The 25,044-nt window shown below is 69.9% G+C and carries 21 protein-coding genes; 3 read left to right on the top strand and 18 right to left on the bottom strand.

All coding sequences use genetic code 11. The annotated features are described in order from the left end of the window. The 14 genes from nuoN to ACIP67_RS12765 form a co-directional block, all read right to left on the bottom strand. On the bottom strand, nt 1-1,650 hold the full coding sequence (nuoN, locus tag ACIP67_RS12830) for an NADH-quinone oxidoreductase subunit NuoN (protein ID WP_401691210.1): 1,650 nt from the start codon (nt 1,648-1,650) through the stop codon (nt 1-3). After that, the gene (locus ACIP67_RS12825) at nt 1,647-3,218 is read right to left on the bottom strand and encodes an NADH-quinone oxidoreductase subunit M (protein ID WP_389513088.1); all 1,572 of its coding nucleotides are present in this window, start codon (nt 3,216-3,218) and stop codon (nt 1,647-1,649) included. Before ACIP67_RS12825 ends, nuoN begins: the two co-directional genes overlap by 4 nt. A gap of 5 nt (nt 3,219-3,223) precedes the next feature. Further along, entirely contained in the window at nt 3,224-5,215 is a 1,992-nt protein-coding gene (gene nuoL, locus ACIP67_RS12820) for an NADH-quinone oxidoreductase subunit L (protein ID WP_401691208.1), read from the bottom strand. Between the two features lie 15 nt (nt 5,216-5,230). Further along, entirely contained in the window at nt 5,231-5,530 is a 300-nt protein-coding gene (gene nuoK, locus ACIP67_RS12815; RefSeq protein WP_003998919.1) for an NADH-quinone oxidoreductase subunit NuoK, read from the bottom strand. Next, nucleotides 5,527-6,405 (bottom strand): NADH-quinone oxidoreductase subunit J, encoded by an 879-nt coding sequence (locus tag ACIP67_RS12810; protein WP_401691205.1) that lies wholly within the window; start codon nt 6,403-6,405, stop codon nt 5,527-5,529. The genes nuoK and ACIP67_RS12810 overlap by 4 nt, the downstream gene beginning before the upstream one ends. Further along, on the bottom strand, nt 6,402-7,043 hold the full coding sequence (gene nuoI, locus ACIP67_RS12805) for an NADH-quinone oxidoreductase subunit NuoI (protein ID WP_401691204.1): 642 nt from the start codon (nt 7,041-7,043) through the stop codon (nt 6,402-6,404). The genes ACIP67_RS12810 and nuoI overlap by 4 nt, the downstream gene beginning before the upstream one ends. Further along, nucleotides 7,036-8,397 (bottom strand): NADH-quinone oxidoreductase subunit NuoH, encoded by a 1,362-nt coding sequence (gene nuoH / locus ACIP67_RS12800; protein ID WP_401691202.1) that lies wholly within the window; start codon nt 8,395-8,397, stop codon nt 7,036-7,038. The genes nuoI and nuoH overlap by 8 nt, the downstream gene beginning before the upstream one ends. Next, nucleotides 8,394-10,898 carry an NADH-quinone oxidoreductase subunit G gene (locus tag ACIP67_RS12795; protein WP_401691200.1) on the bottom strand — a complete coding sequence of 835 codons (2,505 nt, stop codon included), beginning with the start codon at nt 10,896-10,898 and terminating at the stop codon, nt 8,394-8,396. Before ACIP67_RS12795 ends, nuoH begins: the two co-directional genes overlap by 4 nt. Further along, a complete protein-coding gene (nuoF, locus tag ACIP67_RS12790; protein WP_401691198.1) occupies nt 10,895-12,244 on the bottom strand; it encodes an NADH-quinone oxidoreductase subunit NuoF in 1,350 nt (449 codons plus the stop codon). Before nuoF ends, ACIP67_RS12795 begins: the two co-directional genes overlap by 4 nt. Beyond that, the gene (gene nuoE, locus ACIP67_RS12785; RefSeq protein WP_401691196.1) at nt 12,241-13,113 is read right to left on the bottom strand and encodes an NADH-quinone oxidoreductase subunit NuoE; all 873 of its coding nucleotides are present in this window, start codon (nt 13,111-13,113) and stop codon (nt 12,241-12,243) included. The genes nuoF and nuoE overlap by 4 nt, the downstream gene beginning before the upstream one ends. Then, nucleotides 13,110-14,432 carry an NADH-quinone oxidoreductase subunit D gene (locus ACIP67_RS12780; protein WP_401691194.1) on the bottom strand — a complete coding sequence of 441 codons (1,323 nt, stop codon included), beginning with the start codon at nt 14,430-14,432 and terminating at the stop codon, nt 13,110-13,112. The genes nuoE and ACIP67_RS12780 overlap by 4 nt, the downstream gene beginning before the upstream one ends. After that, nucleotides 14,429-15,181 (bottom strand): NADH-quinone oxidoreductase subunit C, encoded by a 753-nt coding sequence (locus ACIP67_RS12775; RefSeq protein WP_401691576.1) that lies wholly within the window; start codon nt 15,179-15,181, stop codon nt 14,429-14,431. Before ACIP67_RS12775 ends, ACIP67_RS12780 begins: the two co-directional genes overlap by 4 nt. 242 nt (nt 15,182-15,423) lie before the next feature. Next, nucleotides 15,424-15,978 (bottom strand): NADH-quinone oxidoreductase subunit B family protein, encoded by a 555-nt coding sequence (locus ACIP67_RS12770; RefSeq protein WP_055635348.1) that lies wholly within the window; start codon nt 15,976-15,978, stop codon nt 15,424-15,426. Nucleotides 15,979-15,991: 13 nt separating this feature from the next. After that, nucleotides 15,992-16,351 (bottom strand): NADH-quinone oxidoreductase subunit A, encoded by a 360-nt coding sequence (locus ACIP67_RS12765; RefSeq protein WP_030494815.1) that lies wholly within the window; start codon nt 16,349-16,351, stop codon nt 15,992-15,994. A 712-nt stretch (nt 16,352-17,063) separates the two neighbouring features. Here ACIP67_RS12765 and ACIP67_RS12760 point away from each other — a divergent pair. Further along, nucleotides 17,064-17,888, top strand: a complete 825-nt coding sequence (locus tag ACIP67_RS12760; protein ID WP_401691191.1) for a C40 family peptidase — start codon at nt 17,064-17,066, stop codon at nt 17,886-17,888. Between the two features lie 147 nt (nt 17,889-18,035). Here ACIP67_RS12760 and ACIP67_RS12755 read toward each other — a convergent pair whose 3' ends face one another. Beyond that, complete coding sequence (locus ACIP67_RS12755; protein WP_389513074.1) at nt 18,036-19,331, bottom strand: geranylgeranyl reductase family protein; 1,296 nt, start codon at nt 19,329-19,331, stop codon at nt 18,036-18,038. 98 nt (nt 19,332-19,429) lie between these two features. Between ACIP67_RS12755 and ACIP67_RS12750 the strand changes: the two genes are divergently transcribed. Next, nucleotides 19,430-19,954 carry a GNAT family N-acetyltransferase gene (locus ACIP67_RS12750; protein WP_401691189.1) on the top strand — a complete coding sequence of 175 codons (525 nt, stop codon included), beginning with the start codon at nt 19,430-19,432 and terminating at the stop codon, nt 19,952-19,954. A gap of 95 nt (nt 19,955-20,049) precedes the next feature. After that, entirely contained in the window at nt 20,050-20,394 is a 345-nt protein-coding gene (locus ACIP67_RS12745) for a PASTA domain-containing protein (protein ID WP_401691187.1), read from the top strand. On the opposite strand, the gene ACIP67_RS12740 is transcribed toward ACIP67_RS12745, so the two are convergent. The 3 genes from ACIP67_RS12740 to ACIP67_RS12730 are packed head-to-tail and all read right to left on the bottom strand — an operon-like array spanning nt 20,381 to nt 25,027. Then, nucleotides 20,381-21,076: a demethylmenaquinone methyltransferase gene (locus tag ACIP67_RS12740; protein WP_389513068.1), complete on the bottom strand. Its 696-nt coding sequence runs from the start codon at nt 21,074-21,076 to the stop codon at nt 20,381-20,383. The two genes, ACIP67_RS12745 and ACIP67_RS12740, sit on opposite strands and share 14 nt — an antisense overlap. A 49-nt stretch (nt 21,077-21,125) precedes the next feature. After that, nucleotides 21,126-22,691 (bottom strand): acyltransferase family protein, encoded by a 1,566-nt coding sequence (locus ACIP67_RS12735; RefSeq protein ID WP_401691184.1) that lies wholly within the window; start codon nt 22,689-22,691, stop codon nt 21,126-21,128. Continuing rightward, the gene (locus ACIP67_RS12730; protein ID WP_401691182.1) at nt 22,691-25,027 is read right to left on the bottom strand and encodes a bifunctional polysaccharide deacetylase/glycosyltransferase family 2 protein; all 2,337 of its coding nucleotides are present in this window, start codon (nt 25,025-25,027) and stop codon (nt 22,691-22,693) included. The genes ACIP67_RS12735 and ACIP67_RS12730 overlap by 1 nt, the downstream gene beginning before the upstream one ends. Between the last annotated feature and the right edge of the window lie 17 nt (nt 25,028-25,044).

Genomic DNA, 25,044 nt, shown 5'->3' with positions numbered 1-25,044 from the left:
TCAGCGCACGAACACCCCCGCCTGTCCCGCCAGGTCCAGGAAGTACTGCGGCGCCACGCCCAGCACCAGGGTGACCGCCACGCCCACCGCGATCGCCGTCGTCGTCAGCGGCGACGGCACGGCGACGGTCGGGCCCTCGGGCCTCGGCTCGCTGAAGAACATCAGCACGATGACGCGGATGTAGAAGAACGCCGCGATCGCCGACGAGATCACACCGACCACGACGAGCGGTGCCGCGCCGCCCTCCGCCGCCGCCTTGAACACGGCGAACTTCCCGGCGAACCCGGAGGTCAGCGGGATGCCGGCGAAGGCGAGCAGGAACACCGCGAACACGGCCGCCACCAGCGGTGAGCGACGGCCGAGCCCCGCCCACTTGGACAGGTGGGTCGCCTCGCCGCCCGCGTCCCGCACCAGGGTCACCACCGCGAACGCCCCGATCGTCACGAACGAGTACGCGCCGAGGTAGAAGAGGACGGACGAGACGCCGTCCGGCGTGGTGGCGATGACACCCGCGAGGATGAATCCCGCGTGCGCGATGGACGAGTAGGCCAGCAGCCGCTTGATGTCGGTCTGCGTGATCGCGACGATCGCACCGCCCAGCATGGTGACGATCGCGACACCCCACATGACCGGCCGCCAGTCCCAGCGCAGGCCGGGCAGCACGACGTACAGGATCCGCAGCAGCGCGCCGAAGGCGGCCACCTTGGTCGCGGCGGCCATGAAGCCGGTGACCGGGGTCGGCGCGCCCTGGTAGACGTCCGGCGTCCACATGTGGAACGGGACCGCGCCCACCTTGAACAGCAGCCCCATGACGATCAGCGCGGCGCCGACGAGCAGCAGCGCGTCGTTGCCCATGGTGTCGGCGAGCGCCGGGGTCACGCCGGTGACCGTGCCGTCGACGACCTGCGCGATGGTCGCGTACGACACCGAGCCGGCGTAGCCGTAGAGCAGGGCGATGCCGAACAGGGTGAACGCGGAGGCGAAGGCGCCGAGCAGGAAGTACTTGACCGCGGCCTCCTGCGACATGAGCCGCTTGCGGCGGGCCAGGGCGCACAGCAGGTACAGCGGCAGGGAGAAGACCTCCAGGGCGATGAAAAGGGTCAGCAGGTCGTTGGCCGACGGGAACACCAGCATGCCGGCGACCGCGAACAGCAGCAGCGGGAAGACCTCGGTGGTCGTGAAACCGGCCCTGACCGCGGCCTTCTCGCTGTCGCTGCCCGGCACGGACGCGGCCTGCGCGGCGAAGGAGTCGACACGGTTGCCGTGCGCCACCGGGTCGAGCCGCCGTTCGGCGAAGGTGAAGAGGCCGACCAGGGCGGCCAGCAGGATCGTGCCCTGGAGGAACAGGGCGGGTCCGTCGACGGCGATTGCGCCCATCGCGGCGATGCGCGCCTTGGTGGTGCCGTACCCGTCGGCGGCCAGCGCCACCACCGCGGCGAACGCGGCGGCCAGGGCGACGACGGACACGAAGAGCTGGGCGTGGTAGCGGTGCTTGCGCGGTACGAGCGCCTCGACCAGCACCCCGACGACCGCCGCGCCGACGACGATCAGGGTGGGTGACAATTGCGCGTATTCGATCTTCGGCGCGTCGATCTTCGTGATCGGATCGGCCGCTGTTGTCCACAGGCTGTGGACGGCTGTTGCGCTCACTTGGCCGCCTCCACCTCGGGCTGGGGGTCCTTCTTCTGTACGTCGGACAGCGTCTGCTGCACCGCCGGGTCGACGATGTCCGTGACGGGCTTCGGGTAGACGCCCAGGAAGATCAGCAGCACGATCAGCGGGGCGACCACCAGCAGCTCCCGCGCGCGGAGGTCCGGCATCGCCGAGACCTCGGGTTTCACCGGGCCCGTCATCGTCCTCTGGTAGAGGACGAGGGTGTACAGCGCGGCGAGGACGATGCCGAAGGTGGCGATGATGCCGATCACCGGATAGCGCGCGAACGTGCCGACCAGGACGAGGAACTCGCTCACGAACGGCGCGAGGCCGGGCAGCGACAGCGTCGCCAGGCCGCCGATCAGGAAGGTGCCGGCGAGCACCGGGGCGACCTTCTGCACCCCGCCGTAGTCGGCGATGAGCCGGGAGCCGCGCCGCGAGATCAGGAAGCCGGCGACCAGCATCAGCGCGGCCGTCGAGATGCCGTGGTTGACCATGTAGAGCGTCGCGCCCGACTGGCCCTGGCTGGTCATCGCGAAGATGCCCAGGATGATGAAGCCGAAGTGCGAGATGGACGCGTACGCCACCAGCCGCTTGATGTCCCGCTGCCCGACGGCGAGCAGTGCCCCGTAGATGATGCTGATCAGGGCGAGGACGAGGATGGCGGGCGTCGCCCACTTGCTGGCCTCGGGGAAGAGCTGGAGGCAGAAGCGGAGCATCGCGAAGGTGCCCACCTTGTCGACGACCGCCGTGATGAGGACGGCGACCGGGGCGGTGGACTCCCCCATGGCGTTGGGCAGCCAGGTGTGCAGCGGCCACAGGGGCGCCTTCACCGCGAAGGCGAAGAAGAAGCCGAGGAACAGCCAGCGTTCGGTGGTCGTCGCCATGTCGAGCGAACCGTTGGCCCGGGCCTCGGCGATCTCCGTGAGCGAGAAGCTCCCGGCGACCACGTACAGCCCGATCACCGCGGCCAGCATGATCAGCCCGCCGGCCAGGTTGTAGAGCAGGAACTTCACGGCCGCGTACGACCGCTGGGTGGCGGCCGCCTGTTCGCCGTGCTCGTGGGCCCGGTCCCCGAAGCCGCCGATGAGGAAGTACATCGGGATCAGCATGGCTTCGAAGAAGATGTAGAAGAGGAAGACGTCGGTGGCCTCGAAGGAGAGGATCACCATCGCCTCGACGGCGAGGATCAGCGCGAAGAAGCCCTGGGTCGGGCGCCACCGCTTGCTGCCCGTCTCCAGCGGGTCGGCGTCGTGCCAGCCCGCCAGGACGATGAACGGGATCAGCAGTGCCGTGAGCGCGATGAGCGCCACCGCGATGCCGTCCACGCCCAGTTCGTAGCGGACGCCGAAGTCCGCGATCCAGGAGTGGGACTCGGTGAGCTGGTAGCGGTCGCCGTCCGGGTCGAAGCGGACCAGGACGACGATCGCCAGGACCAGTGTGGCGAGCGAGAACAGCAGCGCCAGCGCTTTGGCGGCGTTGCGCCGCGCGGCCGGCACGGCGGCCGTGGCGACCGCCCCGATGGCGGGGAGCGCCGCCGTCGCTGTCAGGAGAGGAAAGGACATCGGTATCAGACCGCCCTCATCAGCAGGGTCGCGGCGATGAGGACCGCCGCACCGCCGAACATCGAGACCGCGTACGACCGCGCGAAGCCGTTCTGCAGCTTGCGCATGCGTCCGGAGAGGCCGCCGACCGAGGCCGCCGTGCCGTTGACGACGCCGTCCACCAGGGTGTGGTCGACGTACACCAGGGACCGCGTGAGGTGCTCGCCGCCGCGGACCAGGACGACGTGGTTGAAGTCGTCCTGGAGCAGGTCGCGCCGGGCAGCCCGGGTGAGGAGCGACCCGCGCGGGGCGACCGCGGGGACCGGGCGGCGCCCGTACTGCCCGTAGGCGACGGCCACCCCGATCACCATCACCGCCACCGTGGACAGGGTGATCGTGAGGGCGCTGACCGGCGGGTGGCCGTGTTCGAACCCGGTGACGGGCTCGAGCCAGTGCACGAAGCGCTCGCCGATGCTGAAGAACGCGCCGCCGAAGACCGATCCGACGGCCAGCACGATCATCGGGACGGTCATGATCTTGGGCGACTCGTGCGGGTGCGGTTCGGCCGTGGCGGCAGCGGCGTGACCGGAAGCGGTCTCGCCGTGGTGCGCGGCCGCGGGCTCCGCGCTCGGCGCCTCGGGCGAGCGCGTGGGCCGGTTCCTCCAGCGCTCCTCGCCGAAGAACGTCATCAGCATCACGCGCGTCATGTAGTACGCGGTGATGGCCGCGCCCAGCAGCGCGCAGCCGCCGAGGATCCAGCCCTCGGTGCCGCCCTTGGCGAACGCCGCCTCGATGATCTTGTCCTTGGAGAAGAAGCCGGACAGGCCCGGGAAGCCGATGATGGCGAGGTAGCCGAGGCCGAAGGTGACGAAGGTGACCGGCATGTACTTCCTCAGGCCGCCGTACCTGCGCATGTCGACCTCGTCGTTCATGCCGTGCATGACCGAGCCGGCGCCGAGGAACAGGCCGGCCTTGAAGAAGCCGTGCGTGACCAGGTGCATGATCGCGAAGACGTAGCCGATGGGGCCGAGGCCCGCGGCCAGCACCATGTAGCCGATCTGCGACATGGTCGAGCCGGCCAGCGCCTTCTTGATGTCGTCCTTCGCGCAACCGACGATGGCACCGAACAGCAGCGTGACCGCGCCGACGACGGTGACGACGAGCTGCGCGTCGGGCGCCAGGTCGAAGATCGCCGCGGAACGGACGATCAGGTAGACGCCCGCGGTCACCATCGTCGCCGCGTGGATGAGGGCCGAGACCGGGGTCGGGCCCTCCATCGCGTCCCCGAGCCAGGACTGCAGCGGCACCTGGGCGGACTTGCCGCAGGCCGCGAGCAGCAGCATCAGGGCGATGGCGGTGAGCCGGCCCTCGGACGCGTCACCGGCGAGCCCCGCCTCCTCGTGCGTGCCGAGCAGCGGGCCGAAGGCGAAGGTGCCGAAGGTGGTGAACATCAGCATGATGGCGATCGACAGACCCATGTCGCCGACGCGGTTGACCAAGAAGGCCTTCTTCGCGGCGGTGGCGGCGCTGGGTTTGTGCTGCCAGAAGCCGATGAGCAGGTAGGAGGCGAGCCCGACGCCCTCCCAGCCGACGTACAGCAGCAGGTAGTTGTCGGCGAGGACGAGCAGCAGCATCGCCGCGAGGAACAGGTTGAGGTAGCCGAAGAAGCGGCGGCGCCGCTCGTCGTGCTCCATGTACCCGACCGAGTACAGGTGGATCAGCGAGCCGACGCCCGTGATCAGCAGCACGAACGTCATCGACAACTGGTCGAGGCGGAAAGTGACGTCCGCCTGGAAGCCCTCGACCGGGATCCAGCTGAACAGGTACTGCGTCAGCGTCCGGTCGTCGGCGTCCCTGCCGAGCAGACCGGCGAAGAGGACGAGGCCGATCACGAAGGAGACGGCCGCGAGCAGGGTGCCGATCCAGTGGCCGACGGCATCGAGCCGGCGGCCGCCGACCAGCAGGACGGCCGCTCCGAGCAGGGGCGCCGCGATCAGCAGCGCAATCAGGTTCTCCACGATTCTTCCGACCCCTTACAGCTTCATCAGGCTGGCGTCGTCGACCGAGGCCGAGTGGCGGGAACGGAACAGCGACACGATGATCGCGAGTCCGACCACGACCTCCGCGGCGGCGACGACCATCGTGAAGAAGGCGATGATCTGGCCGTCGAGATTGCCGTGCATCCGGGAGAAGGCGACGAGCGTGAGGTTGCAGGCGTTGAGCATCAGCTCGATGCACATGAACACGACGATCGCGTTGCGCCTGATCAGCACGCCGGTCGCGCCGATCGTGAACAACAGGGCCGCGAGGTACAGGTAGTTGACCGGGTTCACTGGGACGCCTCCTCGGTGCGACGGGAGTTCCGCCCGGTGTGCGGCGGCTCGATCGCGGACCGCTCCAGGCGTTCCTCCGCGCGCCGCTCCAGCGCCTTGAGGTCGCTCAGCGCCTCGGCGGACACGTCACGGATCTGGCCGCGCTCACGGAGCGTCCTGCTGACCGTGAGCTCCGACGGGGTGCCGTCGGGCAGCAGGCCCGCGATGTCGACGGCGTTGTGCCGCGCGTACACACCCGGGGCCGGCAGCGGCGGCACGTGCTTGCCCTCGCGCACCCGCTGTTCGGCCAGTTCGCGCTGGGTCCTGGCCCGCTCGGTCCGCTCGCGGTGGGTGAGCACCATGGCGCCGACGGCGGCCGTGATGAGCAGGGCGCCGGTGATCTCGAAGGCGAAGACGTACTTGGTGAAGATGAGGGCCGCCAGTCCCTCCACGTTGCCACCGGCGTTGGCCGCCGCGAGGCCGTCGAACTCCGTCAGGGAGGCGTTGGCGATGCCCGCGACCAGCAGGACGCCGAAGCCGAGGCCGCACAGGAGGGCCAGCCAGCGCTGGCCCTTGATGGTCTCCTTCAGGGAGTCCGCCGCGGTGACGCCGACGAGCATCACCACGAACAGGAACAGCATCATGATCGCGCCGGTGTAGACCACGATCTGCACGATGCCCAGGAAGTAGGCGCCGTTGGCGAGGTAGAACACCGCCAGGACGATCATGGTTGCGGCGAGGCAGAGCGCGCTGTGCACGGCCCTCTTCATGAAGACGGTGCCCAGGGCGCCGATCACCGCGACGGTGCCGAGCACCCAGAACTGGAAGGCCTCGCCGGTGGAGGTGGAGTAGGCGGCGAGCTGCACGGAGGAGTGGGCGGCGAGCTGCGCGCTCATCGGCCGATCACCTCCCCCGCGGCGGGCTCGCCCTCACCGAAGGTCGAGGCGGCCTCCTGCGGCGCCTCGCCCTCGGAGACGGCGACCTGCCGCTCGGTGCCGGGCGCGGCCTCCGTCACCAGGCCCCGGTAGTAGTCCTGCTCGTCCGTCCCGGGGTAGATGGCGTGCGGTGTGTCGACCATGCCGTCCTCGAGGCCGGCCAGCAGCTGCTCCTTGGTGTAGATCAGGTTGGCGCGGCTGGAGTCGGCGAGCTCGAACTCGTTGGTCATCGTGAGCGCGCGCGTGGGGCACGCCTCGATGCACAGGCCGCACAGGATGCAGCGGGCGTAGTTGATCTGGTAGACGCGGCCGTACCGCTCGCCCGGCGAGTAGCGCTCCTCCTCGGTGTTGTCCGCGCCCTCGACGTAGATGGCGTCGGCGGGACAGGCCCAGGCGCACAGCTCGCACCCGACGCACTTCTCCAGGCCGTCCGGATGGCGGTTGAGCTGATGCCGTCCGTGGAACCGCGGAGCCGTGGTCTTCTTCTGCTCCGGGTACTGCTCGGTCAGCCGCTTCTTGAACATGGCCTTGAAGGTCACGCCGAAGCCGGCCACCGGGTTCTGGAAACCGGGCTTGGTCTCCTGGGGCTCCTCAGCCATCGGACGCCTCCTTTCCATCCAGAGTTCCGTCACTGTGAGTATCGGACCCACCACTGACAATCAGCTCCCGCTCCCGGCGCGGGCGGCGCCTCGGTACCGGCGGCAGCTCCTGTCCGGGCAGCGGCGGAACGGGGAACCCGCCCGCCATCGGGTCGAAGCCGGCCGGCTCGGCGGGGGCCTCGGCCGGCCTGCCGCGGTCGCGGAACATGTCGGCGACGAAGGAGAGCAGCAGCAGGACCAGGACGGCGCCGCCGACGTAGAGGGCGATGTCGGCGAAGTCGTAGTTCTCGTTGCGCAGCGTCCGCACGGTCGCGACGAGCATCAGCCACGTCACCGAGACCGGGATGAGTACCTTCCAGCCGAGCTTCATCAGCTGGTCGTAACGGACGCGGGGGAGCGTGCCGCGCAGCCAGATGAAGAAGAACAGCAGCAGCTGGACCTTGACGGTGAACCAGAGCATCGGCCACCAGCCGTGGTTCGCGCCCTCCCAGAAGGTGCTGACCGGCCAGGGGGCCCGCCAGCCGCCGAGGAAGAGCGTCACCGACACGGCCGAGACCGTCACCATGTTCACGTACTCGGCGAGCATGAACATCGCGAACTTGATCGACGAGTACTCGGTGTTGAAGCCGCCGACCAGGTCGCCCTCGGACTCCGGCATGTCGAAGGGGGCGCGGTTGGTCTCGCCGACCATCGTGACGATGTAGAGGACGAAGGAGACCGGCAGCAGGAGGATGTACCAGCGGTCCTGCTGCTGCTCGACGATCGTCGACGTCGACATGGAACCGGAGTAGAGGAACACCGAGGCGAAGGCGGCGCCCATCGCGATCTCGTAGGAGATCATCTGCGCGCAGGAGCGCAGCCCGCCCAGCAGCGGGTAGGTGGATCCGGAGCTCCAGCCGGCGAGGACGATGCCGTAGATGCCGACCGAGGCGACCGCGAGGATGTAGAGCATCGCGATCGGCAGGTCCGTGAGCTGCATCGTGGTGCGCTGGCCGAAGATCGAGATCTCGTTGCCGGCCGGGCCGAAGGGGATCACCGCGATCGCCATGAAGGCCGGGACGGCCGCGACGATCGGCGCGAGGACGTACACCACCTTGTCGGCGCGTTTGACGATGACGTCTTCCTTCAGCATCAGCTTGATGCCGTCGGCGAGCGACTGGAGCATGCCCCAGGGGCCGTGCCGGTTGGGGCCGATGCGCAGCTGCATCCAGGCCACGACCTTGCGCTCCCAGACGATGGAGAACAGCACGGTCACCATCAGGAAGGCGAAGCAGAAGACCGCCTTGACCACGACCAGCCACCACGGGTCGCGGCCGAACATGGAGAGGTCTTCCGCGGCGAGGTACGGGCTCATGCCTCCACCTCCTGGGGGGCTGCCGCGGCGGTCGTCGCCGGGCCGATGCGGACGAGGGAGCCGGGCCGGGCCCCGGTGTCGGAGGCGACGCCCCCGCCCACGGAGTTCAGCGGGAGCCACACCACGCGGTCGGGCATCTCGGTGATCCGCAGGGGCAGTTCGACCGTGCCGGCGGTACCGGTCACGGCGAGAACGCCGCCGTCGTCGACGCCGGCTTCGGCGGCCGTGGCGGCCGACACGCGCGCGTGGGCGGCGTGCCGGGTCCCGGCGAGCGCCTCGTCGCCCTGCTGGAGGAGCCCCTGATCGAGCAGCAGCCGGTGCCCGGCGAGCACGGCCTCACCGGCGGCGGGCCGCGGCAGGACGCCGGCGCTCTCCGCCGGTTCGACGGCCCGCGGCCCGGCCCAGGCGCCGAGCCGGTCCAGCTCCGCGCGGGCGGTCCGCAGGTCCGGCAGGCCCAGGTGGACGTCCATGGCGTCGGCCAGCATCTGCAGCACCCGCGCGTCGGACTGCGCCGGGCGGCGGGTCATCTGGTCGGGCTTGAGCGCGGCCTCGAAGAAACGCACCCGGCCCTCCCAGTTGAGGAAGGCGCCCGTCTTCTCGGCGACCGCGGCCACGGGCAGGACGACGTCGGCGCGCTCGGTGACCTCGCTGGGCCGCAGCTCCAGCGAGACCACGAAGCCGACCTCGTCGAGTGCCTCACGCGCGCGTGCCGGGTCGGGCAGGTCGGCGACCTCGACGCCCGCGACGAGCAGCGCCTGCAGCTCACCCTCCACCGCGGCCTCGATCATCTGCCCGGTGTCACGGCCGTAGCGGGGCGGGAGCACGGCAAGACCCCAGGCGGCCGCGACCTCGTCCCGCGCGCGCGCGTCGATGGCCGGGCGTCCGCCCGGCAGCAGCGACGGCAGCGCGCCGGCCTCGATCGCGCCCCGCTCCCCGGCCCGGCGCGGAATCCACACCAGCCCTGCGCCGGTCGCGTTCGCGGCCCGTACCGCGGCGGTGAGCCCGCCGGCCACGGAGGCCAGCCGCTCTCCCACGACGATGACCGCGCCCTCGGCGCGCAGCGCCTCGGCGGCCCGGCTGCCGGCGTCCTCCAGGCCGACGCCGCCGGCCAGCGCGTCCAGCCACTCGGTCTCGGTGCCCGGGGCGGCCGGCAGCAGCGTGCCGCCCGCCTTCTCCAGGCCTCGGGTGGCGTGCGTGGCCAGCGAGAACACCTGCTGTCCGCGCTTGCGCCAGGCCTTGCGCAGCCGCAGGAAGACGCCCGGTGCCTCCTCCTCGGACTCGAACCCGACCAGCAGGACGGCGGGCGCCTTCTCCAGCGAGGCGTACGTGACGCCCGTACCGTCGAGGTCGCGGCCGTGTCCGGCCACGCTCGCCGCCAGGAAGTCGGCCTCCTCGCCGCTGTGCACGCGCGCGCGGAAGTCGATGTCGTTGGTGTCGAGCGCCACGCGCGCGAACTTGCTGTACGCGTAGGCGTCCTCGACGGTGAGCCGGCCGCCGGTCAGGACACCGGTCCGGCCGCGCGAGGCGAGCAGTCCCTGAGCCGCGATCTGCAGCGCCTCCGGCCAGGACGCCGGTACCAGTGCGCCCTCGGCGTCCCGCACGAGCGGCGTCTCGAGCCGGTCCCGCGCCTGCGCGTACCGGAACGCGAACCGCCCCTTGTCGCAGATCCACTCCTCGTTGACCTCGGGGTCGTCGGCGGCGAGCCGCCGCATGACCTTGCCGCGCCGGTGGTCGGTGCGGGTGGCGCAGCCGCCGGCGCAGTGCTCGCAGACCGACGGCGAGGAGACGAGGTCGAAGGGCCGGGAGCGGAAGCGGTACGCCGCCGAGGTCAGCGCGCCGACCGGGCAGATCTGGATGGTGTTGCCGGAGAAGTAGGACTCGAACGGGTCGCCCTCACCGGTGCCGACCTGCTGGAGCGCGCCCCGCTCGATCAGCTCGATCATCGGGTCGCCCGCGACCTGGTTGGAGAAGCGGGTGCAGCGGGCGCACAGCACGCACCGCTCACGGTCGAGCAGGACCTGCGTGGAGATGGGGACGGGCTTCTCGTAGGTCCGTTTCCGGCCCTCGAAGCGGGACTCGGCGTTGCCGTGCGACATGGCCTGGTTCTGCAGGGGGCACTCGCCGCCCTTGTCGCAGACCGGGCAGTCCAGCGGGTGGTTGATGAGGAGCAGCTCCATCACGCCGTGCTGGGCCTTCTCGGCGACCGGCGAGGTGAGGTGGGTCTTCACCACCATGCCGTCCGTGCACGTGATCGTGCAGGATGCCATGGGCTTGCGCTGGCCCTCTACCTCGACGATGCACTGGCGGCAGGCGCCGGCCGGATCGAGGAGGGGGTGGTCGCAGAAGCGCGGGATCTCGATGCCGAGCTGCTCGGCGGCCCGGATGACCAGGGTGCCCTTGGGCACGCTGATCTCCGCGCCGTCGATGGTCAGCGTGACGAGGTCCTCCGGCGGGACCGCCGCCTCTCCCCCGCCCGCGGGCGCGCTGGTGGTCACGGTCATGCGTTCACCTCCGTGCGGTCGGCCCAGGCCGTCGACTTGGCCGGGTCGAACGGGCAGCCGCGGCCCGTGATGTGCTGCTCGTACTCCTCGCGGAAGTACTTGAGCGAGGAGAAGATCGGCGAGGCGGCACCGTCGCCGAGGGCGCAGAAGGACTTGCCGTTGATGTTGTCGGCGATGTCGTTCAGCTTGTCGAGGTCGGACATGACGCCCTTGCCGGCCTCGATGTCCCGCAGCAGTTGCACCAGCCAGTACGTGCCCTCGCGGCACGGCGTGCACTTGCCGCAGGACTCGTGGGCGTAGAACTCGGTCCAGCGGGTGACGGCGCGGACGACGCAGGTCGTCTCGTCGAAGCACTGGAGGGCTTTCGTGCCGAGCATGGAACCCGCGGCGCCCACTCCTTCGTAGTCGAGGGGGACGTCGAGGTGCTCGTCGGTGAACATCGGGGTGGAGGAGCCGCCCGGCGTCCAGAACTTGAGGCGGTGGCCCGGTCGCATGCCGCCGCTCATCTCCAGGAGCTGACGGAGGGTGATGCCGAGCGGGGCCTCGTACTGGCCGGGGCCGACGACATGGCCGCTGAGCGAGTAGAGCGTGAAGCCCGGGGACTTCTCGCTGCCCATCGACCTGAACCATTCCTTGCCGTTGTTCAGGATCGCGGGAACTGACGCGATCGATTCGACGTTATTCACCACAGTCGGGCACGCGTAGAGGCCCGCGACAGCAGGGAAAGGAGGACGGAGCCGCGGTTGACCACGGCGGCCTTCGAGCGAGTCGAGCAGCGCGGTCTCCTCACCGCAGATGTACGCGCCCGCGCCCGCGTGCACGGTGAGTTCGAGGTCGAGTCCGCTGCCCAGGATGTTCTCGCCGAGGTAGCCCGCCGCGTAGGCCTCACGTACGGCCTCGTGCAACCGCCGCAGAACTGGGACGACTTCACCCCGCAGATAGATGAAGGCATGAGACGACCTGATGGCGTGACACGCGATGACGATGCCCTCGATGAGGCTGTGCGGGTTCGCGAACAGGAGCGGGATGTCCTTGCAGGTTCCCGGCTCCGATTCGTCGGCGTTGACAACTAGATAGTGCGGTTTTCCATCACCCTGCGGAATGAACTGCCATTTCATTCCGGTCGGGAACCCCGCGCCGCCGCGCCCGCGCAGACCGGAGTCCTTGACGTACGCGATCACGTCGTCCGGGGACATGGCGAGCGCCTTGCGGAGCCCCTCGTACCCTTCGTGCCTCCGGTAGACGTCCAGAGTCCAGGACCGGTCCTCGTCCCAGAAGGCCGACAGCACGGGTGCGAGCAGCTTCTCGGGGCTGCTGCCTTTCAGCTCGGGTGCCAAGGTCATCACTCCCCCTCCTCGGCGGTGGGCCCTGCCGGGTGGGCGGGGTCGGAGGCCGACGTTTCCTGCGGCGCGTCGTGCGAACTGAGGTGGGCGCTCGGCGAGGGCTCGTGCACGGCCCCGTCGCGCGGTTCGTCGTGCGGTCCGCCGTCGCGGGGGTGGACCACGCGCGCGGGTGCGGTCTCTCCCCTGGCCAGGCGGAGGCCCACCAGCGACGCCGGTCCCGCGCTGCCGCTCGCCTCCACGGCGCCGTCGCGCTCGTCGGGGAAGCCCGCCAGGATCCGGGCGGTCTCCTTGAAGGTGCACAGCGGCGCCCCGCGCGTGGGCGAGACGGTACGTCCCTCCCGCAGGTCGTCGACCAGGCGTTTCGCGCTCTCCACGGTCTGGTTGTCGAAGAACTCCCAGTTGACCATCACGACCGGCGCGAAGTCGCAGGCCGCGTTGCACTCGATGTGCTCCAGGGTGACCTTGCCGTCGTCGGTGGTCTCGCCGTTGCCGACACCCAGGTACTCCTGGAGCTCCTCGAAGATCGCGTCACCGCCCATCACCGCGCAGAGGGTGTTGGTGCAGATCCCGACCTGGTAGTCACCGCTCGGCCGGCGCCGGTACATGGTGTAGAAGGTGGCGACCGCGGTGACCTCGGCGGTGGTCAGTCCGAGCACGTCCGCGCAGAACTGCATCCCGGTGCGCGTGACGTGTCCCTCCTCCGACTGCACGAGGTGCAGCAACGGCAGGAGCGCGGAACGGGAGTCGGGGTAGCGGGCGACGACCTCGCGCGCGTCCCGCTCGAGCCGGGCCCGGACGTCGTCCGGGTAGGCGGGCGCGGGCAGCTCGGGCATGCCCAGGCTGACGGCCCGCTCCGAAGAAGAGGTGGTCACCGGTCGACGCCTCCCATCACGGGGTCGATGGACGCGACGGCGACGATGACGTCGGCGACCTGGCCGCCCTCGCACATCGCCGCCATGGCCTGAAGGTTGGTGAAGGACGGGTCGCGGAAGTGGACCCGGTAGGGGCGGGTGCCGCCGTCGGACACGACGTGCACCCCGAGCTCGCCCTTGGGCGACTCGACGGCCGCGTACGCCTGTCCCGGCGGGACGCGGAAGCCCTCGGTGACCAGCTTGAAGTGGTGGATCAGGGCCTCCATGGAGGTGCCCATGATCTTCTTGATGTGGTCGAGGGAGTTGCCGAGGCCGTCCGGGCCCAGGGCGAGCTGGGCCGGCCAGGCGATCTTCTTGTCGCCGACCATGACCGGGCCGGGCTGGAGCCGGTCCAGGCACTGCTCGATGATCCCGAGGGACTGGCGCATCTCCTCGAGCCGGATCAGGAAGCGGCCGTAGGCGTCGCAGGAGTCCGTGGTCGGGACGTCGAAGTCGTACGTCTCGTAGTCGCAGTAGGGCTGCGCCTTGCGCAGGTCGTGCGGCAGGCCGGTGGAGCGCAGGATCGGGCCGGTGGCGCCGAGGGCCATGCAGCCGGCCAGGTCGAGGTGGCCGATGTCCTGCATGCGGGCCTTGAAGATGGGGTTCCCGGTGGCGAGCTTGTCGTACTCCGGGAGGTTCTTCTTCATCTTCTTCACGAACTCGCGGATCTGGTCCACCGCGCCGGGCGGCAGGTCCTGGGCGAGTCCGCCGGGGCGGATGTACGCGTGGTTCATCCGCAGGCCCGTGATGAGCTCGTAGATGTCGAGGATCAGTTCACGATCGCGGAATCCGTAGATCATGATCGTGGTGGCGCCGAGTTCCATGCCGCCGGTGGCGATGCACACCAGGTGGGAGGAGATCCGGTTCAGCTCCATCAGGAGCACCCGGATGATCTTCGCTCGCTCGGTGATCTGGTCCTCGATGCCGAGGAGCTTCTCGACGGCGAGGCAGTAGGCGGTCTCGTTGAAGAAGGACGTCAGGTAGTCCATGCGCGTCACGAACGTGGTGCCCTGCGTCCACGTGCGGAACTCGAGGTTCTTCTCGATGCCGGTGTGGAGGTAGCCGATGCCGCAGCGGGCCTCGGTGACGGTCTCGCCCTCGATCTCCAGGATGAGGCGGAGCACCCCATGGGTGGAGGGGTGCTGAGGACCCATGTTGACGACGATCCGTTCGTCGTCGGCGCGGGACGCGGACTGGACGACCTCGTCCCAGTCACCACCGGTGACGGTGTAGACGGTGCCCTCGGTGGTCTCCCGAGGGGAGGCGTGCGAAGTGCTCACGAGTACGACCTCCGCTGGTCCGGAGCCGGGATCTGGGCGCCCTTGTACTCGACGGGGATGCCGCCGAGGGGGTAGTCCTTGCGCTGCGGATGTCCCTGCCAGTCGTCCGGCATCATGATCCGCGTCAGGGCCGGGTGACCGTCGAAGACGATGCCGAAGAAGTCGTACGTCTCGCGCTCGTGCCAGTCATTGGTCGGGTAGACCGGGACGAGGGACGGGATGTGCCGGTCGGTGTCCGGGGCACTGACTTCGAGGCGGATCAGCCGGTTGTGGGTGATCGAGCGCAGGTGGTAGACGGCGTGCAGCTCGCGGCCCTTGTCGTTCGGGTAGTGGACGCCGCTGACGCCGGTGCAGAGCTCGAAACGCAGGGCCGGGTCGTCGCGCAGGGTGCGGGCGACACGCGGCAGGTGTTCGCGTTCGATGTGGAAGGTCAGTTCGCCGCGGTCGACGACCGTCTTCTCGATGGCGTTCTCGGGGAGGAGACCCTGCTCCTCCAGCGCGCCCTCCAGTTCGTCGGCGACCTCGTCGAACCAGCCGCCGTAGGGCCGGCTCGCCGGTCCCGGGAGGCGGACCGAGCGGACCAGGCCGCCGTAGCCGGAGGTGTCGCCGCCGTTGTTCGCGCCGAACATGCCGCGCTGGACGCGGACCTCCTCACCGCCCTCGCCGCGCTGGCCGGGGAGGTTGGAGGCGGAGAGGTCCTTCTCGGGATTCGCCCCGTTCGCCCCGTCCACCTTGCCCGACCCGTTCACCGTCTCCGACCCGTTCGCCTTCTCCGGCCCGCCGGCCTTGCCCGACCCGTTCGCCGTCTCCGGCCCGCCGGCCTTGCCCGACCCGTTCACCGTCTCCGGCCCGCCGGCCTTGCCCGACCCGCCGGCCGCGCCCGACCCGCCCGTCTTCTCCGGCCCGCTCGGGGTGCCCGACCCGCCCGGGGTGCCGGACGATCCGCCGGGCCCGTTCGCCGCTTTCCCGCCGTGGGTGCCGTTCGCGTCGCTCACCGCAGCAGCCCCTTCATCTCGATCGTGGGCAGGGCCTTGAGCGCCGCCTCCTCCGCCTCGCGGGCCGCCTCCTCGGCGTTCACGCCCAGCTTGGAGTTCTGGATCTTGTGGTGGAGCTTGAGGATCGCGTCCATCAGCATCTCCGGGCGCGGCGGACAGCCGGGGAGGTAGATGTCGACGGGGACGATGTGATCGACGCCCTGGACGATCGCGTAGTTGTTGAACATGCCGCCCGAGGACGCGCACACGCCCATGGAGATCACCCACTTGGGGTTCGGCATCTGGTCGTAGACCTGCCGGAGCACCGGCGCCATCTTCTGGCTGACCCGGCCCGCGACGATCATCAGGTCCGCCTGGCGGGGCGAACCGCGGAAGACCTCCATGCCGAAGCGCGCCAGGTCGTAGCGGCCGGCGCCGGTGGTCATCATCTCGATGGCGCAGCAGGCGAGGCCGAACGTGGCGGGGAAGACGGACGCCTTGCGCACCCAGCCCGCGGCCTGCTCGACGGTGGTCAGCAGGAAGCCGCTCGGCAGCTTTTCTTCGAGTCCCATGACTAAAGGCCCCTCAGTCCCATTCCAGGCCGCCGCGCCGCCACACGTACGCGTAGGCGACGAAGACGGTGAGCACGAAGAGCAGCATCTCCACGAGCCCGAAAAGCCCCAGGGCGTCGAAGGTGACGGCCCAGGGGTAGAGGAAGACGATCTCGATGTCGAAGACGATGAAGAGCATCGCCGTCAGGTAGTACTTGATGGGGAAGCGCCCGCCGCCGGCCGGCGTGGGGGTCGGCTCGATTCCGCACTCGTAGGCCTCGAGCTTCGCGCGGTTGTACCGCTTCGGCCCGATCAACGTGGCCATGACCACGGAGAAGATCGCAAAGCCTGCCCCGAGGGCTCCCAGTACGAGGATGGGCGCATACGCGTTCACCGCTCCTCGCTCCTCTCAGTCGGCACTGACTGCTGGCGATGGCGTGGGCTCACTCGCGCCCCACCCGGCTCACGAGTCCCGCCCGTCCCGGCGAAGATCGCGAACATGTGAAGCAGGTCACAAGCCCAACTGCCTCGCATCCTATGCCTGCCGCTCTGTGATCTGCGACACGGGGTATTCCACAAGCTTTGTGATCTCCACCACCTGACGATGGATCATGAAGTCATATCAGCAGTGATCTTCGTACAAGAAGCGTCGGAGTGATCACAAGAGGTGACATTTACGCTCGTCACCGCAGGCGGCGGGGTGCGTCTCAATATCAAGAAACTTCCCTTGCATGCAAATTGGCGTTGGACGCGGGTGCCTGATAGAGGGCGCGTTCACACGCCGGAAGGAGTCCAGGGGCCGGGTGTGGACGTGTGCACGCGTTCACGAGCGGAGCCCGGCGGCCCGCCCGCCCGGAACGCCGGCGCATCGGCGACCGTTCCGTGACCTCCGCCACACCGACAGACGACGCCCGAAAGCCGGGCTTGGCCAACGGTCCCAACCGGTGGTAGGCGCGGGGCAATTCGGGCGTAACAGCGAAAGCCCATGATCACAGGCTTGGGCACCCGCGTCCGCATTGCCCGCTAAGGCGTCAATAAGGAGCGCCCGACCAGGTATTCAGGGGTGCCGTTGAGCAATTGTGGCGCAGCACACGTTTCTTGTAGGTATGAAGGAGCCCCTGGTACCGGTTGTACTCATGTCCCACACCGCTCACATACGCAGCCACCGGAAGCCCCGCCGCAGCGCGTCCACGATCGCGATGCGGGCCGGAGTCGCCAGTGGTGTTCTCGGCACGCTGGCCGTCGCCACGGCGTCAGGATCGGCCAACGCCGCCGAGCCGGTGACGCAGACGCTCGAACTGCCCGTGCTGACGGGAGACCTGGCCGCCCAGGTCGCGCAGTCCGCCGAGGCCACGCAGCAGGCCGCGGCGAACTACCAGCTGGAGGCCGAGCGTGACGCGGCCGCCGCCGCGGCGGCCGCGGAGGCCAAGAAGGACCTCGCCGCCGCCAAGAAGGCCGAGGCGAAGAAGAAGGCCGCCGAGGAGGCCCGCAAGGCCGCCGCCGAGGCCGCCGTCTCCCGCTCCGAGGAGCGGACCACCCTGACCGCCTCCGCCACGACCGCCTCCGCCCCGGCCAGCGGCAGCGTGGCGACGGTCATCGCCTTCCTCAAGGCGCAGGTGGGCGACGCCTACGTCATGGGTGCCACCGGGCCCAACGCGTGGGACTGCTCCTCGCTCGTGCAGGCCGCGTTCCGGCAGGTCGGCGTCGACCTGCCGCGTGTCTCGCAGGACCAGTCGATGGCCGGCACCGATGTCTCCCTGTCCGACCTCCAGGTCGGTGACATCCTCTACTGGGGCGGCAAGGGTTCCGCGTACCACGTGGGCGTGTACATCGGCGACGGCCAGTACCTGGACGCGGCCAACCCGTCCAAGGGCGTCGTCATCCAGGACCTCTCCGGCTACCCGGCGTCCGGTGCGGTGCGCGTGCTCTGACACGCCACCGCGCCCGGCACACGGGACGAAGGGCCGCTGCCGCTCGGGGGCAGCGGCCCTTCGGGCTTCCCTCAGGACCGCGGGGGGTCTCGCCCCCGCCGGTCGAGCCGGTCACGCCGGTCGAGCCGGTCGAGCCGGTCGAGCCGGTCACGCCTTGGGCGCCACCTTGCTCAGGCCGTTGATGATGCGGTCCATCGCGTCGCCGCCCGTCGGGTCGGTCAGGTTCGCCAGCATCTTCAGGGTGAACTTCATCAGCAGGGGGTGGGTCAGGCCGCGCTGGGTCGCGATCTTCATGACCTTCGGGTTGCCGATGAGCTTCACGAAGGCACGGCCCAGCGTGTAGTAGCCGCCGTAGGTGTCCTTGAGGATCTGCGGATAGCGCTGGAGGGCCAGTTCGCGCTGGCCGGGGGTGGCGCGGGCGTGCGCCTGGACGATGACGTCGGCGGCGATCTGACCGGACTCCATGGCGTAGGCGATGCCCTCGCCGTTGAAGGGGTTCACCAGGCCGCCGGCGTCGCCGACGAGGAGCAGGCCCTTGGTGTAGTGGGGCTTGCGGTTGAAGGCCATGGGCAGGGCGGCGCCGCGGATGGGGCAGGTCATGTTCTCCGGGGTGTAGCCCCAGTCCTCCGGCATGGAGGCGCACCAGGCCTTGAGGACCTCGCGCCAGTCCAGCTCCTTGAAGGAGGCGGAGGTGTTGAGGACGCCCAGGCCGACGTTGGAGGTGCCGTCGCCCATGCCGAAGATCCAGCCGTAGCCCGGCAGGAGCCGGTCCTCGCCCGGTCCCCGCCGGTCCCACAGCTCCAGCCAGGACTCCAGGTAGTCGTCGTCGTGGCGCGGGGAGGTGAAGTAGGTGCGGACCGCGACGCCCATCGGACGGTCCTCACGACGGTGCAGGCCCATGGCGAGGGACAGCCGGGTGGAGTTGCCGTCGGCGGCGACGACCAGCGGGGCGTGGAAGGTGACGTCGCGCTTCTCCTCGCCCAGCTTGGCGCGCACGCCGGTGATGCGGCCGGTGCGGTCGTCGACGATCGGGGCGCCGACGTTGCAGCGCTCGTACAGCCGCGCGCCCGCCTTCTGTGCCTGGCGCGCCAGCTGTTCGTCGAAGTCGTCGCGCTTGCGGACGAGTCCGTAGTCGGGGAAGGAGGCGAGATCCGGCCAGTCCAGCTGGAGGCGGACTCCGCCGCCGATGATGCGCAGGCCCTTGTTGCGCAGCCAGCCGGCCTCCTCGGAGATGTCGATGCCCATGGCCACGAGCTGTTTGACCGCGCGCGGGGTGAGACCGTCGCCGCACACCTTCTCGCGGGGGAACTCGGTCTTCTCCAGCAGGAGTACGTCGAGTCCGGCCTTGGCGAGGTGGTAGGCGGTCGTGGATCCGGCCGGGCCCGCCCCGACGACGATCACGTCGGCGGCGTTTCCGGAGAGGGGCTCGGTCTCGACGGTCACGGCGGGATCTCCCCAAGTTCGACATCTGTGTGCTGGCCGGCACTGGACATGGGCAGTCTATTCAGCGGTACTGATCACCCGGCTGAAGGGCTGCCTCCGTGAACCGAGTTCTCCCCGTCGTACGGCTGCGGGTCCCCACGGACGAGGACGCGGTGGCCTGGCACCGCTCCTTCGCCCACCCGGACGTCATGGAGTTCCACGGCGGCAGGCCCGCAGGGCTGTCCGTCTACGAGGAGCTCACCGCCCGCCAGCGCCGGCACGACGCCGAGCGCGGTTTCTGCCTGTGGACCGTGCTCGACGCGTCGGGTCGGGTCGTCGGCTTCACCGGCGCCCAGCCCTGGGAGCGGGAGTGGGGACCCACGGGGGAGATCGAGATCGGCTGGCGGCTCGGCCGGGACCACTGGGGCCAGGGGTATGTCACCGCCGCCGCGCGGATGACGCTGGAGCGGGTGCGGGCGGCCGGGGTGCCGGGTGTGGTGGCCATGGTCGACGCGCGCAACGCCCGTTCGATCGCGGTCACCCGGCGGCTCGGTATGCGGCTGGCGGAGGTCTTCACGACACCGGGGACCGGGCGGCAGGGGCACTGCTACCGGCTCGACCTCACCGATGACTACCCTGTGTAGTCAACAGCCGCGGAAATTACTACGGATAGGCACCGAACACTTCCGGATGGCGCCGCCGTACGGCTACCCTTCCCGTACCACTGGGGGTGACATCTGTGCTCATACAGCCCAAAACACCCGAAGTGCGCGTGCCGAAACTCGTCGGCCTGATGGCCATGGACGCGCGCGAGACGGCCACGGCCCAAGGGGTGCTGCTGGCCGCGCCCGACCGGCCCGACTTCCACCGCACCGTCGTCGACTACGTCGTACGGCAGTACCCGCCGCCCGGGGCCGAGGTACCGCGCGGGGCGGTCGTCACCGTGTGGTTCGACTTCGCCGACGGCGAGGGCGGCGGGGGTGCGGGCGTCCGCGAACCCCGGCTGCCGAGACCGGGCGGGGGCGGGCTGGAGCGCGAACTGGACCGGCCGGGAGACGCCTTCGAGCCGGTCAGCTCTCCTTGAAGCCCCGGTGCAGGGTCACCACGCCGCCGGTCAGGTTGCGCCAGGCGACCTTCGACCAGCCGGCCTTCCGCAGGTGCTCGGCCAGGGCGGGCTGGTCGGGCCAGGCGCGGATGGACTCGGCGAGGTAGACGTAGGCGTCGGGGTTCGAGGAGACCGCGCGCGCCACCGGCGGCAGGGCGCGCATCAGGTACTCGGTGTAGACGGTGCGGAAGGGCGCCCAGGTCGGGTGCGAGAACTCGCAGATCACGACCCGTCCGCCCGGCCGCGTCACCCGGTGCATCTCGCGCAGGGCGGAGTCGAAGTCCTGCACGTTGCGCAGCCCGAAGGAGATCGTGACGGCGTCGAAGGTGTCGTCCTTGAACGGCAGCCGCGTCGCGTCGCCCGCGGTGAACGGCAGCCAGGCGTGCTTCTTCTTGCCGACCTGGAGCATGCCGAGGGAGAAGTCGCAGGGGACGACGTAGGCGCCGGTCCGGGCGAACGGCAGGGAGGAGGTGGCCGTCCCGGCCGCCAGGTCCAGGACCTTCTGCGCGGGACGGGCGTCGACCGCGCGGGCGACCTCCTTGCGCCATCTCCTGTCCTGACCGAGCGAGAGGACGTCGTTCGTCAGGTCGTACCGTTCCGCCACGTCGTCGAACATCGAGGCGACTTCGTGCGGCTGCTTGTTCAGGGAAGCGCGGGTCACCCCGCCATTCTTGCAGCCCCGCCGTTCTCGCGGCCCGGCCGGTGCCGCCTCACGGCAGCATCCGCGGCCGTTTCTTCCCCGCGACGTCCTCGACCCACCCGCACAGCAGCACGAACAGCACGATCAGCACCCAGCCGACGCCGAACATGAACCACATGCTGTTCAGCGGCAGGTACTTCTCGAACGCGGGTACGTTCCAGAACTGGTCGATCAGCGGAACCGCCAGCACCAGGGCGATCTCGTGCCAGAGGTAGATGGTCACGGCGCGCGCGTTGAAGACCGTGACGATCCGGTTCGTGCGCCGGTAGCGGGTGAGCCAGGCGAAGTCGATGCCGAAGTACGCCTTCGCCCACATCAGCAGCATCACGAAACCGGCCGACCAGAAGGCCTGGGCGATCGGGATCTCGTCGAGGTCGTAGGTGCCGAACTCGGCCTGGTGCCCGAAGGCGTACCACCCGCCGTAGACCATCGCGGCGAGCGAGAGGACGACCACCAGGGCGGGCTTCATCCGCTGGAGGACGCCGTCGCGGTGCGCGAAGCCGAGGATCCAGCAGAAGAGGTACGTCGACAGGTCCCACATGGCGGTGCCGACGCGGTTGTCGGGACCGGCCCAGACGAAGGTCAGGACCATGATCGGGACGAGGGACAGCACCAGGACCGGGATCGGAGCGAGGCGGAACACCCGGAGCAGGAGCGGGGAGAGCAGGACGAACCAGAGGTAGGTCCGCAGGTACCAGAGGATCTCCCAGGCCTGCTCGCCCCAGGCGTTGCCCGGCGGGTCCCCCAGCGGCACGATCCAGTAGACGATCTGCCAGCCCGGCATCCAGTCGTGGATCATCATCGCGACGACCACGAAGACGCCCCAGAACCAGAACGGCGGCAGGAGCCGGCGCATGCGGCTCTTGACCACCTTGAGCGCGGGGCGCTCCAGGGACTTCGCCATCAGGGTGCCGGCCAGGCCGAACATGATGCCCATCGACGGGAACACCATGCCGCACCAGGCCCAGCCGAAGGTGTGGTACGTGACGACGCGGATCAGCGCCAGGGCGCGCAGGGTGTCGAAGTAGCGGTCGCGGACGCCCGCCCTGGGCGCCCCCGAGGGCTTCTCCCCCTCCGCCGCGGCCGCGGGGCTGCCGGGCTCCGCGGCGCCGCCGGAACCGGTCCGGCCCGCCCCGGCGGACTCGCCCGTCCCGGCCGGGTCGTCCGCCGCCGCCGGCTCGTCCACCGCCACCGCGGGCAGCGGTGCCGTCTGCTCCACCGGCTGGGGCCGGGGCGGCGCCTGGACCGGCGGCTGCCCCTGCCCCGCGTACTGCTGGGGATACGGCTGCCCCTGCCCCGCGTACGGCTGTTGCGTGTACTGCTGCTGCGTGTACTGCTGCTGCCCGTAGCCGGACCCGTAGCCGCCCTCGTACCCCTGCGGGTACGGCTGCTGGTGGGGTTGGGCGGGCCAGCCCTGCTGCGGCCAGCCCTCCTGCCCGCCCCCTTGGCCTTGGCCGTAGCCCTGGCCCTGGCCCTGGCCGTAGCCCTGGCCCTGGCCGTAGCCCTGGCCCTGGCCGTGACCGTGGCCCTGGCCGTACCCCTGCCCCTGTCCCTGGCCCTGCTGCTCCCAGCTCATCAGCTCACCCCGGCCGGGGTTCCCACCTCGCCCGTCCGCTTCAGCTTCTGCCAGCGCAGACGGCCTCCGGTGAGGGCGGTGATGGAGGAGTGGATGAGGACGAGGTACATCATCTGGCGGTAGGCGAGCTGCTGGAGCGGCATCATCAGCAGGTAGCGGTACTTCTCCCGGTCGAGGTGGAAGGCGTACCCCGCGCAGAACAGCTGGACTCCCAGTACCGCCAGCCAGGCCAGGATGGCCGCCTGGGCGTCGATGAAGATCATCGAGTAGAGGGTGAACACGTCGATGAGGGGGGCGAAGACCGGCGTGATGATCTGGAAGAGGACGACCAGCGGCATGCCGACGCGGCCGAAGCGGCCCGAGGGGCCCTTGTCCGTGAGGGACTTGCGGTGCTTCCACAGCGCCTGCATGGTGCCGTAGGACCAGCGGTAGCGCTGGGACCAGAGCTGCTTCAGGGAGCCGGGCGCCTCCGTCCAGGCGATGGCGTGCTCCTGGTAGACGACGTTCCATCCCGCGCGGTGCATGGCGATGGTGATGTCGGTGTCCTCGGCGAGGGTGTCCTCGCTCATGCCGCCGACCTCCAGGACGGCGTCCCGGCGGAACGCGCCGATGGCGCCCGGGATCGTCGGCATGCAGCGCAGCAGGTCGTACATGCGGCGGTCGAGGTTGAAGCCCATCACGTACTCGATGTGCTGCCAGGCGCCGATGATCGTGTTGCGGTTGCCGACCTTGGCGTTGCCGGCGACCGCGCCCACCTTCGGGTCGGCGAACGGCTGCACCAGCTGGTGCACGGCCTCCGGCTCGAAGACGGTGTCGCCGTCCATCATCACGACGATGTCGTAACTGGCGCTGCGCACTCCGTTGTTGAGCGCGGCCGGCTTGCCCGCGTTCTCCTGCCGGATGACCCGGACGTTCGTCATGCCGAGCTTGTCGGCCGCGGCGCGCGCGATCTCCGACGTGCCGTCCGTCGAGCCGTCGTCGACGACGAGGATCTCGATCGGATGGGTGCTCCGCGCCAGCGACTCGAGGGTGTTGGCGATGCACTCCTTCTCGTTGTACGCCGGGACGATCACGCTCACCGGCCGGGTGACCGTCGGTCCCCAGCTGAAGCGGCGTTTGTTGCGGATTCTGTAGTGGCGGCGGGCCAGGAGAAGCATCATCCCGAAGCGGCCCATGACCGCCACGCCGACGACCATCAGTCCGTACGAGAGCGCGGGTACCGTCCATTCGGCGAAGGCGACCGCCGCGATGAGGGCCTTGCCCTCGTACAGGGTGACGCCGGTGGCCTCGCGGTGCGCGGCCTGGAGGGAGTTGACGGCCTCGCCCACACCGTTCGGCGCGGTGCCGGGCTGCCCGCCCGTGCCGGCGGTCGCGCCCGCCGTGGCGGTGCCCGCCTCGGCCGTGGCGGCTCCGGTGTCCTGCTGCTGCCCGGAGTTCGCCGCCGCCGGAGCGCCGGCGTTCTGCTCCTGCATGACGCCGCTGACGGTGGTGAAGGTGTAGCCCTTCGCCTTCATCTTCTCGATGTACTTCGGCAGCGCCTTGATCGTCTGCGAGCGCTCGCCACCGGCGTCGTGGAACAGCACCGACGCGCCCTTGTCGTCCTCCGGCGTGGCCCACTTGATGATCTTCGAGACGCCCGGCTTCTTCCAGTCGTCACTGTCGGTGTCGATGAAGACGCTGGTGTAGCCGTCCTCGCCGAGCTTCTGGTAGACGGGCCAGCTGTAGTTGTCGATGGCGTCCGTCTCCGAGGAGTACGGCGCGCGGAACAGCGTGGTGGTGATGCCGGCCGCGCCCGCCAGCGCGAGCTGGGTCTGCTGCATCTCGCGCTCGATGCGGGCGTCGCTCTGGTAGGAGAGGTCGACGTGGGTGAAGGTGTGGATGCCGATCTCGTTGCCCTGATCGACCATGTCGTTCACGATGCTCGGGTAGCGCGAGACCATCGAGCCGACCACGAAGAACGTGCCGGGGACGTCGTACTCCTCGAGGATCTCCAGCACCTGCGGCGTCCACGTGGGGTTGGGGCCGTCGTCGAAGGTGAGCGCGATCGTCTTGTCCGGCACCGAGAGCATGGTGGCCTGTCCGCCCCGGAAGGTCATGATCGGGCCGCCTTCGAGGACCTCGTCGGGCACCTTGCTGGCGCTGGCGCCGTCGCGGACGCGCTGGTCGTTGCCGACCTCGGAGCGCAGGTAGCCGTCGAGCAGCATCACGCTGGTGAGCCCCAGCAGGAGCAGCAGGGCGAGGATGACACGCGGTTTCTGCAGCGCCGCGGCCTTGCCCGCCGCCCGCTCGATGCGGGAGGGAGCGCGGCGCCGCCGGCGGGAGGGAGTCGTCGTCATGAGGGTGGCTGCGTTCC

It is taken from the genome of Streptomyces sp. NPDC088812 (assembly GCF_044750285.1).
Classification (GTDB): Bacteria; Actinomycetota; Actinomycetes; order Streptomycetales; family Streptomycetaceae; genus Streptomyces.
Note: the sequence above shows the minus strand (reverse complement) of the source record. Positions and strands in the feature narration are given on the sequence as shown.